Origin of the sequence: Roseateles sp. (genome assembly GCF_036404855.1) — a bacterium.
Classification (GTDB): domain Bacteria; phylum Pseudomonadota; class Gammaproteobacteria; order Burkholderiales; family Burkholderiaceae_C; genus Pelomonas.
Genome location: NZ_DASWYS010000377.1, coordinates 1 through 12747, shown reverse-complemented (window position 1 = coordinate 12747; position 12747 = coordinate 1). Strand labels below are relative to the sequence as shown.

Genomic DNA, 12747 nt, shown 5'->3' with positions numbered 1-12747 from the left:
GTGACCGGCGCCGCTGCGCAGCGGCGCCAGGCCCTTGGGGGTGTCTTCCCAGCCGCAGACGAAGACGCGGCACAGCGCACCGAGGCCGTAGACCTCGCTGGCCAGGCTGGGCGGCTCACCGTTGCGGCGTTCGGGCGCGATGAAGGCCGGCGACGCGCCCAGGCTCAAGCCACGATCGAAAGGATCGGTCGGGTCGGGGATGCGGGCCAGGCCCAGGCCCATCAGGCGCACGTTGCCGTCGGGGTCGAGCCAGATCATGGAGGGATCGATTTCGGCCAGCAGCCAGCCCTGCTGGTGGGCCGTGCGCAGCGCCTCGCAGAGCTGCACGAGCAGCTCGACGCGTTCGCGCAGGTCGAGCCGCTGCAGCCGCGGCAGCAGCGGTTCCCCGTGCGTGCCTTCGAGAATCAGATAGGGGTGGGCGTCCGGCGTCACGCCGCTGTCGCTGGGCACCGCGATGCAGGGGTGTTGCAGCTTGGCCAGGTCGCCGGCCTGATCGGCATAGCGCAGCATGATGCCGGCCCCCTGGTCGCTGCGGTCCAGCACGAGGACGGCGGCCTGCTGCTTGGTGGCCAGGGCGTGATGGGCGCTGTACCACTGGCCCGCATGCGCCTGCTCGCCATCGGGCAGCGGCCGGACCAGGCGCCACACGCCCAGGGCCTGGCCTTCCTCCAGCGGAGCGGCGGCGGCCGGTGGCGGCAGTGACAGGTTGGGCATGCGCATGGCGCAGCATGTTAGGGGTGACCCCAGGGGCCCGTCATCCCCCGGCGTTGCAAACCGGGCCGGCTCGCGCATTCGCTCACGGCCGCCGCGATGTGCGGGGCCGGCAAGCCGGGCGCGGCGCTGCCACGCCGGTCAGGGCGTGCCCTGACCAAGGCGGGCTCAGCGGCGGCGGCGGCGCCGTACCACCCAGGCGATGACGCCCAGGCCGGACAGCAGCATCGCGTAGGTCCCCGGCTCGGGGATGGGGGCCGTGCCTCCGACCGCGCAGGCCAGGTCCTGGCAGATGGTGCCGTTGCCATTGCCCGCGAAGAAGATGCCGTAGTCCGCCGCGCTGGCGCCGGACATGACGAACACCGTGGCGTCCTGCGGCAGCGACATGCCGGTGAACTGCACCGTGTTGGAGAAGTCGGCCGAGCCGTTGCCGGAGATGCTGGTGACCAGTTCGGACTTCAGGTAGAGCGCTGCACCATAGGTGAAGCTGTAGCCGCCGATGACGTCCGTGTTGATCGTCAGCGGGCCGTTGCCGGTGGTGTTGGTCCACAGGCCGTTGCTGAAGACGTTCATGGACCAGAGGTCGGCGCTGGCGTCGTAGGAGGCTGAGACGGAGGCGACGAGCTGGTTGGAGAAGGTCTTCAGCGACCAGTCGAGGGTGGCGGTGCCGCTGCCCAGGGTGCCGGCCAGCGTGCCGTCGATGTGGACGGTGCCGGTGAACTGGCCGGTGCCGGTGCCGCCGCCGATCTGGTAGAGCTCTTCCCAGGTCGAGCGCCCGACGGCAAAGCTGGAGTTGCTGCTTTCCACGTGCATGGGCCAGCTGTTGCCGCCGACGATGAACTGCCCGTCATAGCTCTGATTGACCGGCGTGTAGCCCGACGTCGAGGCGCTGGCGTGGTTGCTGCCCCAGTTCGTCATGCCGTAGGCCTGGCTGGTCACGGTCGTCATGCCCTGGCTGGCATCGCCGGCCCAGGTACCGCCCGCCGTCACGTGAGGCAGGGGCGTGAGCTGGTCGTAGGCGGCGGCGTTGGCGTAGTCGGAGCCGTAGTTGATGGTGCCGTAGACGGTGTTGGGATGGCCGCCGGGATCCAGGCCGAAGACGGGGCTGGTGGTCTGGACGCTGTTGTAGTAGTTCGCGTAGGCCTCGGCGAAGACGCGGAACTGCGACTGGGCCTGGGCGGTGCAGGCCAGGGTCGAGAGCCCGAGCAGGACCAGGGTGCGAAGGGGTACGCGGAGGAACATGGCAACGGCTCCCAGGGGAACGGGCCGGCAGTGGCCCGGACACAATTTGTGCAGTCTGTCACGAACTGCCGGGCTTGCCATCCCTATTCGACAGGACGCCTGGCTGGGGCAGCCGGATGGCCACGCGCAGCCCGCCGTTGCGCCGGTTGGCCAGCGCGATGCGGCCGTCATGGGCCTCGGCGATCTCGCGCGCCAGCGCCAGGCCCAGGCCGGTACCGCCCCGGGGACCCGGCTCGGTGCGCTTGGTGGAGTAGAAGGGCAGCAGCGCCTGCCCCAGCACGGCCTCGCTCATGCCGGGGCCCCGGTCCAGCACCTCGATGGCGATCTCGGCGCCCTGCGGCCGCAGCCGCAGCAGGATCTCGTCGGGGTCGCTGCCGGATTCGTGGGCGTTCTTGATCAGGTTCAGCAGGGCCTGCTCGATCTGCGCCGCGTCGAACCAGCCGGGCTGGCCCGGCAGCTCCCCGTCCAGATGGAACTCGCCCAACAGGGCCAGCCGGTTCAGGAACGCCGCCCAGTCCACCTCGGCGCGGCGCGGCGCGGGCAGTTTGGCGAAGCTGGCGTAGCCCGCCAGGAAGCCGTGCAGATGCGCTGCACGCTCGCCGATGCTGGCCAGCACCTGCGGCAGGCGCTCGACGTCGCCGCGCCGCGCCAGCTCGGCACCGCTGTGGGCGAGCGACGAGATTGGCGCCAGCGAGTTGTTCAGCTCATGGCTGAGGACGCGGATGACGCGCTTCCACGTCGCCACCTCGGCACGTGACAGCTCCCGGGTCATGCGCCGCAGCAGGCGCAGCCGGTGCGGCTGGCCCTGCAGCCGGAACGCCCGCGTGCTGTGGTGGAAGGTCTCCTCCGAGCCGTCGGGCAGTGTCACCGTGAAGAGCCGGTCGCCGTCGCCGGCGAGGGCCTCGCGCAGCGTCTCCGGCTGGGCGGCGATGACGGTGGCGAAGTCCAGCCCGGTCAGGCTGCGGCCGTCCCCCAGCAGCTGGCGCGCGGCCAGGTTGGCGATGGCGATGCGCTCGCTGGCCGCGGTCAGCACCAGCGCGACCGGCGTGTTCTGCACGATGGTGTCCAGCAGCAGCTCGCGCTGCGTCAGGTGCTGGCGCTGCTCGCGCAGGGCCAGGCCCAGTTCGGCATGCAGCCGCGTCAGCGCGGCCAGCTCGCGCGGGCCGTTGGGGGCCAGGTTGAGGCTGAAGTCGCCGTCGCGGTAGCTCAGCACGGCGCCTTCCAGCGCGCGCGTCAGCCGCAGCAGCGGCGCCAGCCAGAACGCGGCCAGCCAGCCCATCAGCGGCAGCATCACGAGGATGGCCGCCGCCAGGGCGACGCCCGCCTCCAGCCCGGCGCGGCGCACGCCCAGGATGACCAGGGGCGGCACGACGGCCGCCGCCGCCAGGGAAAGCAGCGCGCGGGTGCGCAGCGACAGTGGCATCAAGGCGCGATCCCGTAACGTTCCAGCCGCCGGTACAGCGCCTGGCGCGACAGGCCGAGCTGGCTGGCCGCGCGGCTGACGACGCCACCGGCCGCATTCAATGCCGCGGTGACCGCCTCGCGGCTGGGTTCGTCGAGATTGCGCCAGGCGCCGCCGCCGTTGCCGCCGGCGTCCTCCAGCCCGAGCAGGGCAGGCGTGATCTCGCTGCCCTGGCAGAGCAGGGCTGCGCGCTCGACGGCATTCTTCAGCTCGCGCACATTGCCCGGCCAGCGGTGTGCCAGCAGCGCCTCGCGCGCGGCATCGCTCAGCGGGGCGCGTCCGGCCAGGAAATGCTCGGCCAGCGGCAGCACGTCGTCACGGCGCTCTGCCAGGGCGGGGAGCTTCAGCTCGATGAGGTTGAGGCGGTAAAACAGGTCCTCGCGGAACGTCCCGGCCTTGACCATGGCGCGCAGGTCCGCGTTGGTGGCCGACAGCACACGCACGCGGGTCTGGCGCGTCTTGCTGGAGCCCAGGCGCTCGAACTGGCCCGTCTCCAGCACGCGCAGCAGCTTGACCTGGCCGGCCAGCGGCAGGTTGCCGATCTCGTCGAGGAAGAGGGTGCCGCCGTCGGCCGCCTCGAAGCGGCCCATGCGGGCCTTGGCCGCACCGGTGTAGGCGCCGCTGTCGCTGCCGAACAGCTCGGCCTCGATGAGATCGGCCGGCAGCGCGCCGCAGTTCAGCGCGACGAAGGGGCCTTCCCTGGCCGCCGAGTTGGCATGCACGAAGGCGGCGACGCGCTCCTTGCCCGCGCCGTTGGGGCCGGTGATCAGCACCGGCACCGGCGCCATGGCGATCTGGCCGGCCAGCTCCAGCAGCGAGAGCGTTGCATCCGAGCCGAACACCAGGCCGGCCAGGTCGTGGCGCCGCGCCAGCGCGGCCTGCCGTTCGCGCCGTGCCTCGCGCAGCTGCGCGATCTCACGGTTCACTTCGCCCAGCTCCAGCAGGTTTTCCACCGTGGCCAGCAACTTGGCGTCGTCCCAGGGCTTGGCGAGGTAGTCGGCGGCGCCGGCCTTGACGAGGGCGACGGCGGCATCCAGCCGCGTCCAGGCCGTCAGCAGGATGACCGGCAGGTCCGGTCGCCGGGCGCGGATGGCGCGGAACAGCTGCTCGCCTTCCTCGCCCGAGGTCGTGTCGGCCGTGAAGTTCATGTCCTGGATGACCAGGCCGAAGGGCCGTGCCTCCAGCAGCGCCAGGCCTTCTTCGGGGCTGGCGGCCACGCTGGCCTCGATGTCATGCAGGGACAGCAGCAACTCCAGGGCCTGGCCCACGCCGGGGTGGTCGTCAATGATCAGAACTCGTCGCATCGGGGAGCATGGGCTGGGGGCCGGGGAGGTTGTCGGCGGGCGGCTGCCGAGGCGGCGCGCTGGCGATTGACGGTGGGAGGATACCGGCGCACGGTCGCCTTGCGACCCGCGTGCTGTGCCGCTGGATGCTGGAAACCCCGAGTGCCAGCCTTGCTGGCCATCGGCATGACGGGCATCGTCGGGATCGGGATGATGAGGGCGACTCGTGCTTCGCCGCGCTGCATCGCTACGGGAAGGCGGAAGTCGGCTGTGCAGCGGGTGCGGTCCTTCGACTTGCTGAACTCGACGCCCGGAAGCTGTCGTTCAACGTTCGACTTCAGCGGCCTCCCGAGGCGGTTCACCTGCTCAGCATTGAGTGGCGTAGAGAGCTCAACTTCCTGGACTCGGATGTTAGAAAGCTGCACCTCGCTGGACAGACGGCATGGAAAGGTAATGTCACGGCATCAAGCCATTTCCGAATCCATCGTAAGACGCGCAGCTAGAACGTCTGGCGTGCATGCTAGGTTGGCTCATTTGAGCACTCTAGTGCGGAGCTAAGGAGTCAATAGGTCTCGCAAACCTCGCACTGCCGCTTGCGCCTGCGGGGTATTCTCGGCAAGACGGTCGAGCAGTAAAAAGAGCTCAGCAGTTTTCTTTTTGCTGGGCTTCTTCGTCACGAGATGGCACATCAACTTATAGGCGTCCTCGCGATGCTCGAGACTGAATTTCACCGCAAGCTTCGTGAAATTCACGGCTTCGATGCCGCAAATGTCGATGGTGTCCTTCCCCTTGCCGTCTGGCTTGATACTCTTAATGAGTCCGTCGCCATCGACCATCAGGTAGTGCGACCATTCGTCGAGGTGGGGGTGCACAATAAGGTAGTCGCCCGGGTCAGTGGGGAGCGCAGCCAGCCCCGCGTTATACCCAGACGTGAGCACATTCTTCTTGCTTTTGTGAGTGTTGCAGACTGGACAGGCAACGCCGAAGTTGTTGAGGTCAAACATGAACTGTCTATAGGTCGACTTGTCCAAAATGTGCTCAGCATCAAAACTGCGACCATGCTTTGGAAGCTCTGAACTGCAGTAGCAGCAGCGGCACTCCTGCCCCCAGTAGTAGTAAGTCTTGACCTCTGACTTGAAATTCGTCACCAGCTTGTACAGGGGGTGCTCCTTCTTGGGGCCCCACACGGTCTCGTCGGCCAGACCGGACTCACGGAGGTGGTAATGCTCGTCAGTCGACAGCGTCTTCAGCTTCGCCAAGGCGTCAACTCTCTGGCGCGCCGTCACTCCTCAATCTCCCTTCCGTCGGTATCGTCGTTTTCAGCTTCATTTACAAGACGAAGCGCGTCTTTAATGAGTGCAGGCGTCGGGTCACTTATCTTTGCATCTTTGTATAGCCGCTCGAGCCCTTCGAGTTCCTGCTTGGCAAGGTTCCTCTCCTCGGCATCGCCTGTTTCAGCAGAGACAATAGCCTTGAAGATTTGATTGGAGACGTGGGCACTTCCTGACACCGGAGTATCGAAGACCTCCAACAGTGCCTGTTCTACGGAGAACTGCTTCGAGGTTCTCTCCATCGAACTATGGGCGTGCGTCTCGCCTAACTGAGTAATGCCGGCGCCAAGCGCCTGGGCAGCTTGCACCACCACCGGCGAATGAGTTGCCAAGATGACGTGGCAACCGGAGACCATCTTCAACATCGATTCGATGGCATCAATGAACTCAATTTGGCGCTTCGGATGGAGACTAAGTTCTGGCTCATCAATGAGTACCAGCGCCTCGTCGCGAATCGCAGAGGCGAGTCCGAAGATGGAGCAGAGCATTTGCTGCTCACCCGAACTCGCATTCGCGATATCGAACGCATCCTTGCCTTTTGCTCGCGTAACCTCGCACTGAGTCAGAGAGAGCAGGTTAAGGCGGCGAAGCAACGAGAATGCCTGAAGCAGATAGAACTCGCGGCGTATAGACCACAAATTCACATCCAAACTCAGCAAGTTTCGAGGCTTGACCTTGCCCATCAAAGACCGCGCCTCTAGTAGGGCGTCAGTAATCGCCATGGCAACTTCGTCTAGGCTCCGGGAACTCAGAGCTTCATTGATGCTTGCTGAAAGAGGATTTTTAAACCTTGGCCCGGGCTCCAAATTGGAGCTAAGGAACTCGTAAACCGCGCCCTGGTGTGGGTCGCTAAATAGCTTCTGAGTGCCGGGCTTCGGTCGATAAACAAGCCTTAGCTCTGGCAAAAACTCCAGACTCTCCATCACAGAAAAAAGGGCTTCACTCGCCGGGGGGAACTCGCTCACTCGGAACAGCGCTTCCTCAAGAATCCTTCGAGATAGATGTCCGGCCATCCCGCGAAAGGACTTATGCAGCCCCACGCAGATGTAGCGCTCGTGCCGCTCCGTACCGCGCTCATAGACATCAAGCAGTCGCACTCCGGCACGCGGGGGTTCTGGAAAACGAGTGAAGGGACTAAACGTCTGGGCGAGCACTCTGGAGGGCAGAGCTGTCGCTTTGCCAAACAACCGGCCGAACGCTGATAGTGGCACTCCTCCCTTGTCGTCTTCCGCGACTTCCCGAAACCGAGCGTATGCATCGACGAGAACGGTGAGCGCCTCGGTCTTTCCTGAGCCGTTAGGCCCGGTCAGTACATCAAGTTTGTTCCTTCCGAGCCGCCCCCCATCACCGAACGCGATGGCTTTGGTCTTGGTCTCAATAATTCTTATTTCCACAGTCTCCCCTTACCTCTTCGAATTGAATCAGACTCGCGACGGTCCGACCAATTGGTGATGTCCCGGCGCGTGGGGTACGTCCACAGCACGTTGGACTCCCTGCCGGGTACTGAACAGCCGCAGAGCAGCCGTTGGTGGGCTTCCGCATTCAGCCTAGGGCGGCCGTCTGAACCTGGCGGCTGGCTTCAGCTCCTGGCCGACACCCGCCTCGGTCGGCCTAAAGCCGGGCGAAACTCACGGCCGCAGGACCTGTGATGCGAGCGCATGCCACCCGGGCCTGTCCCACAGCAGGTGGGCGGCGACAGCGAATGGCAGGAACAGCCCCAGCCAGACCAAGTAGGCCCGCTGCACCGACCGGTGCCTGACCAGGTCCCACAGAACCATCGGCGACAGGGCCAACAAGGTGTAGAGGTCTGCCGCTAACGGACTGCCCGGCATGGTGGTCGGCAGCCAACTGATCCGGTCGATCGCCGCTGGCAGGGGCAGGACGGTCGCCAGGAACATCATGCGCTTGTGAAAGGCGGCGTCGGTCCGTCGTGCGCGCAAGGCCAAGGCAATGCAGACAGGAAAGAGGATGCCGATGCGCAGCTGCAGTAGTGCGATGTTCTCGAGAAGCCCCAACAGATCCCCGAACTTCTCCTGCACTGAAGGCGGTGCCGCCTGCGCCGCGTTCCAGACCTGCTGATAGCTCGTCGGGACGAGGATGATGCCGACGACGACGATGGCTGGCACCAGCATGAAGGCCACGCGCCCCAGTCTCATGTGCAGCGCGCTCTGGCCGGCCGCCATCAACGTGGATTGAGCGAGCAGCAGCAGCAGGAACGCCCCCATGAGGACGGCATGCGCATGCAGGACCAGAGGGAACGGCGCCCGCGCACCGGCCCGCACCATTTCGACCTTCATGAGCGAGTCCGGGATGAAGCCCGTCAAGGTGATGGCCACGAAGAGGGCCGCCATGAAGACCCAGATCCAACGGTCGATGGCCTGCGCGAGCGGGCGGTCGGACGATTGCATGGGCAGTGCGTAGTTCGTGCTCAAGGTGCTCCTCGCCGGGTTGTCGTTGCAACGAACGGGGCCGTCAATACACCTGCAAGGAGCGCACCACCGCCCCGCGGAAACGCGGTTCTCCCACTGACAACCGGGGCGAGCATCCGCGCTTCGCTCGCCTCAAGCCGCATAAGTGTCAACTCTTCCGACAAGGTCGGCCGATCGGCGTAGGCGCCTGCTTGCAGAAGGGCTCGCCTTTCTCGAAGTCGCTGCTGCCGTTCAGGCACCGAATCGTGAACGATCCAGATCAGCCTGAAGCCGCCCCCGCATTTCGTCTCGTTCCTGAACGTCGACAAGTGCGAGCCGCCGCGTGCCATCATTCCCCCCGGCTCAGCCATCGACCCGTGCGCCGCGCGGGCCGTAGCTGCTAGTCTGATCGCCATGAGTGAGCAAAAAATCGAGCTGTATGACGGCCCGGCCGGCGGCTGGGGTGCGCTGAAGAGCGTCGCCCGGCATTTGAACGAGCAGGGCGTGGCGGTGAAGGGCGCAAAGACCTTGCTCCACGCCAACCAGGCCGACGGCTTCGACTGCCCGGGCTGCGCGTGGCCGGACCGCGATCACCGCTCCACCTTCGAGTTCTGCGAGAACGGTGCCAAGGCCGTGGCCGCCGAGGCGACGGCGCGGCGGGCGACGCCGGAGGTGATCGGCGCGAAGACCCTGAGCGAGTGGGCCGAGGTGTCGGACTACGAGCTGGAGGCCACCGGACGGCTCACCGAGCCCATGGTCTACGACGCCCGGACCGACTGCTACCAGCGCACCAGTTGGGACGCCGCCTTCGCATTGATCGCACGCGAGCTGCAGTCGCTGCCGGATCCCAACGAGGCCATCTTCTACACCTCGGGCCGCACCAGTAACGAGGCCGCCTTCCTGTACCAGCTGTTCGTGCGCGAATACGGCACCAACAACTTCCCCGACTGCTCCAACATGTGCCACGAGCCCAGCGGCTCGGGGCTCAAGCCCACCATTGGCGTCGGCAAGGGCACGGTCACGCTGCAGGACTTCGAACGGGCGGACTGCATCCTCGTGTTTGGCCAGAACCCCGGCACCAACCACCCCCGCATGCTGGGAGAGCTGCGCGCCGCGCGCAAACGCGGGGCGCGCATCGTCAGCTTCAACCCGCTGCGCGAGCGCGGTCTGGAGCGCTTTGCCGATCCGCAGAACGCGCTGGAGATGGCCACGCTGGGCGACTCGCCGATCAGCAGTCACTACTTCCAGCTCAAGGTGGGTGGCGACTTCGCGCTGCTCAAGGGCATGTGCAAGCGCGTCGTCGAGCTTGGTGCGCTGGACCAGCCCTTCATCGCCGAGCACACGCAGGGCTTCGACGCCTTCGTGGCCGAACTGCGAGCGCAGTCCTGGGAGCCGCTCGTCGAGGCCTCGGGCCTGACGCGTGCGCAGATCGAGCAGGCCGCCGACATCTACGCCGGCAGCGACCGTGTCATCGCCTGCTGGGGCATGGGCATCACTCAGCACCGGCACTCTGTGGCGACCATCCAGATGATCGTCAACCTGATGCTGCTGCGCGGCAACCTGGGGCGCGAAGGTGCCGGGGTTTGCCCGGTGCGTGGCCACAGCAACGTGCAGGGCGACCGCACCATGGGCATCTACGAGAGGCCCGCGCCGGCCTTTCTCGATCGCCTCGGCGAGGTGTTCGGCTTCGAGCCGCCGCGCGAGCCGGGCTTCGACACCGTCGCCGCCATCCAGGCCATGCTGGACGGCCGGGGCAAGGTCTTCATCGCGATGGGCGGCAACTTTGCCGCTGCCACGCCCGACACCGCGGCGACGTGGCGGGCGCTGCGCCGGTGCGAGCTGACCGTCCACATCACGACGAAGTTCAACCGCAGCCACGTCGTGCACGGCCGCCAGGCACTGGTGCTGCCGGTGCTGGGCCGCACCGAGATCGATGTCCAGGCCAGCGGTCCACAGGGCGTCACGGTGGAGGACTCGATGAGCATGGTGCATCTGTCTGCCGGCATGAATGCGCCGGCCAGCGAGCACCTGCTCTCCGAGCCCATGCTGGTCGCGCGCATGGCCGCCGCGACGCTGACGCACAGCCGCACGCCCTGGCTGCAGCTGGCCGGCGACTACGCGGGCATCCGCGACAAGATCGAGGCCGTGCTGCCGGACTTCGCCGGCTTCAATGACAAGGTCAGGCAGCCGGGTGGCTTTCGCCTGCGCAACACGGCCAGCGAGCGCGTCTGGGCCACGGCCAGCGGCAAGGCCCAGTTCAGCACCCATGCCCTGCCCACCGACCTGGCCGAGCGGCGCGTCGCGGACCGTCAGCGCGACGTGCGCGTCTTCACGCTGACGACGCTGCGTTCGCATGACCAGTACAACACCACCATCTACGGCCACGACGACCGCTACCGGGGCGTCTACGGCCACCGCCGCGTCGTCTTCATCCACGCTGACGACCTCCGGGACCTCGGCATGAAGGCCGGCGACTGGGTGGACATCACCAGCCTCTACGTCGCCGAGGACGGCGCCGAGGTGCAGCAGCGTCGCGCCGAGCGCTTCCTGCTGGTGGCCTACGACATCCCGCGCGGCTGCCTCGCGAGCTACTACCCCGAGACCAACCCGCTGGTCCCGCTGGAGAGCTTCTCCCTCGTCGCGCGAACGCCGACGTCCAAGTCCATCCCCGTCATGCTGAGCCGGCATGGCTGAGGACCGGCTGCTGCGCCTGCTGCTGGCGCTGGACGACGGCGCGGGCGTGGCCCTGGCGCGCCTGGCCAAGCGGCTGGACGAGCGCGTCAGCGTGCTGCTGCGCGAGGGCACCGCGCTGAGCGATGCCGCCATCGGCGGCGCGCGCGGACCCGGTTGGGTGCGGCTGGCCTGCGACGATGCCGGGCGCTGGACCGCCCACCTCACCCCTGCCGGCCGCGAGGCCGCCCGCCAACTGCCGCCACCACCGCCACCACCGCCACCGCCATCACCGCCATGAAGCTTCTCGGCCGCCTCACCTCCATCAACGTGCGCAAGGTCATGTGGACCGCCGCGCTCCTGGGCCTTGAGCTGGACCGCGAGGATTGGGGTGCGGGCTTCCGCTCGCCCCGCGAGCCCGAGTACCTCGCGATGAATCCCAACGGCCTGATCCCCGTCCTCGTCGACGGCGACTTCGTGCTGTGGGAGAGCAATGCCATCTGCCGCTACCTCGCCAATCGACAGGGTGCGACGACGCTGCTGCCCGCCGAGGCGCAGGCTCGCGCCCGCGTCGAGCAATGGATGGACTGGCAGGCCGGCGAGCTGAACAACGCGTGGCGCACGGCCTTCACGGCGCTGGTGCGCGGCCAGCCCGCCACGCCGGAGGCCATCGCGGCCAGTGTCGACAGCTGGAACCGCCACATGGCTCTCCTGGACCGGCAGCTCGCCGCGACCGGCGCCTTCGCCGCGGGACCGGACTTCACCCTCGCCGACGTCGTGCTGGGCCTGTCCGCCCAGCGCTGGAAGAACGCACCCATCGAGCGTGTCGAGCTGCCGGCCGTGGAAGCCTGGTTGCGGCGGATGGCTGGACGGCCGGGGTTCGCGGACTACGTCGACAACGGCATGCCCTGAGGCGACTTCAGGGGCGCGCGCCGGCGGCGCGTTCGACGATCCGCTGCGCCACCTGCCGGGCGGCGGCCCACTGCTCCGGCCTCGGCGGGGCGGCCAGGTTCAGTGCGTTCTGCGCTCGTTGCGATGAGTCCAGGGACGGGTCCGGGAGCGGGGGCATGGGCGGGTTCTGCAGCAGGCCGTGGGCCACCAGGAAGCCCAGCCGTTCGGCGTCGCTCAGGCCCCAGGCTGGGTGGGACCGGGCCGCGCCGATGAGGCCCATCGCATCCCCGGCCTCGGCGTCGCGCCGCAGCGCATCGGCCACCGCCTGCCGTTGTGCGATATCCAACTCGCCGGGGAACGCCGGCGCGGCGAAGGCCGCTGCCGCCTCGGGCACGCCGGCACGCAGCGCCCGCGAGGCCAGCTCGGCGAGCTGAGCCTGGTGCTGGGCCGTGACGGTCTGGCAGAGCCGGCCCTCGGCGTCGGCCTCCACCATCAGCTGGGTCATCAGGTCCGGCGAGACGCCGACGTCGCGAGCCTGCTGGAAGCTGCCACGCCGCGCCTCGGTCGACGCGCAGCGCCGCAGCCAGCGCACCGCTTCCCAAGCCGCCGTGGCGTCGTTGCCGACGAGCGCGCGATCGATGTGCGGGCCGTACCCCTCCGCGCCGATGTGGGACGGCGACGGTACGGAAGCGCCCGCGATCGGGCCGGTGGCTTGCCCCCGCGCGCCGGTCCCGGCGGCGCTGGCCCGC

At 67.6% G+C, this 12747-nt stretch carries 11 protein-coding genes; 3 read left to right on the top strand and 8 right to left on the bottom strand.

The window, feature by feature from the left end; translation table 11 throughout:
• The 7 genes from VGF12_RS25475 to VGF12_RS25445 all read right to left on the bottom strand — a co-directional run.
• A partial coding sequence (locus VGF12_RS25475) for a protein kinase domain-containing protein (RefSeq protein ID WP_414710203.1) occupies positions 1-720 on the bottom strand: 720 nt, incomplete at its 3' end.
• A 159-nt stretch (positions 721-879) separates the two neighbouring features.
• The gene (locus tag VGF12_RS25470) at positions 880-1953 is read right to left on the bottom strand and encodes a PEP-CTERM sorting domain-containing protein (RefSeq protein WP_331178851.1); all 1074 of its coding nucleotides are present in this window, start codon (positions 1951-1953) and stop codon (positions 880-882) included.
• A gap of 58 nt (positions 1954-2011) precedes the next feature.
• Positions 2012-3376 carry a sensor histidine kinase gene (locus VGF12_RS25465; RefSeq protein ID WP_331178850.1) on the bottom strand — a complete coding sequence of 455 codons (1365 nt, stop codon included), beginning with the start codon at positions 3374-3376 and terminating at the stop codon, positions 2012-2014.
• Positions 3376-4719 (bottom strand): sigma-54 dependent transcriptional regulator, encoded by a 1344-nt coding sequence (locus VGF12_RS25460; RefSeq protein ID WP_331178849.1) that lies wholly within the window; start codon positions 4717-4719, stop codon positions 3376-3378. Before VGF12_RS25460 ends, VGF12_RS25465 begins: the two co-directional genes overlap by 1 nt.
• Positions 4720-5252: 533 nt before the next feature.
• On the bottom strand, positions 5253-5957 hold the full coding sequence (locus tag VGF12_RS25455; protein WP_331178848.1) for a hypothetical protein: 705 nt from the start codon (positions 5955-5957) through the stop codon (positions 5253-5255).
• Between the two features lie 23 nt (positions 5958-5980).
• Positions 5981-7423, bottom strand: coding sequence for an ATP-binding protein (locus VGF12_RS25450; RefSeq protein ID WP_331178847.1), 1443 nt, complete (start codon positions 7421-7423; stop codon positions 5981-5983).
• A 234-nt stretch (positions 7424-7657) separates the two neighbouring features.
• A complete protein-coding gene (locus VGF12_RS25445; RefSeq protein WP_331178846.1) occupies positions 7658-8353 on the bottom strand; it encodes a hypothetical protein in 696 nt (231 codons plus the stop codon).
• Positions 8354-8851: 498 nt separating this feature from the next.
• Between VGF12_RS25445 and VGF12_RS25440 the strand changes: the two genes are divergently transcribed.
• From VGF12_RS25440 to VGF12_RS25430, 3 genes are read left to right on the top strand one after another with little or no spacing between them, the layout of a single operon-like run.
• On the top strand, positions 8852-11131 hold the full coding sequence (locus VGF12_RS25440) for an FdhF/YdeP family oxidoreductase (RefSeq protein WP_331178845.1): 2280 nt from the start codon (positions 8852-8854) through the stop codon (positions 11129-11131).
• The gene (locus VGF12_RS25435) at positions 11124-11408 is read left to right on the top strand and encodes a hypothetical protein (protein ID WP_331178844.1); all 285 of its coding nucleotides are present in this window, start codon (positions 11124-11126) and stop codon (positions 11406-11408) included. The genes VGF12_RS25440 and VGF12_RS25435 overlap by 8 nt, the downstream gene beginning before the upstream one ends.
• The gene (locus VGF12_RS25430) at positions 11405-12019 is read left to right on the top strand and encodes a glutathione S-transferase family protein (RefSeq protein ID WP_331178843.1); all 615 of its coding nucleotides are present in this window, start codon (positions 11405-11407) and stop codon (positions 12017-12019) included. The genes VGF12_RS25435 and VGF12_RS25430 overlap by 4 nt, the downstream gene beginning before the upstream one ends.
• A gap of 7 nt (positions 12020-12026) precedes the next feature.
• Here VGF12_RS25430 and VGF12_RS25425 read toward each other — a convergent pair.
• Positions 12027-12747: hypothetical protein (locus tag VGF12_RS25425; RefSeq protein ID WP_331178842.1), on the bottom strand; the 721-nt coding region annotated here is incomplete at its 5' end.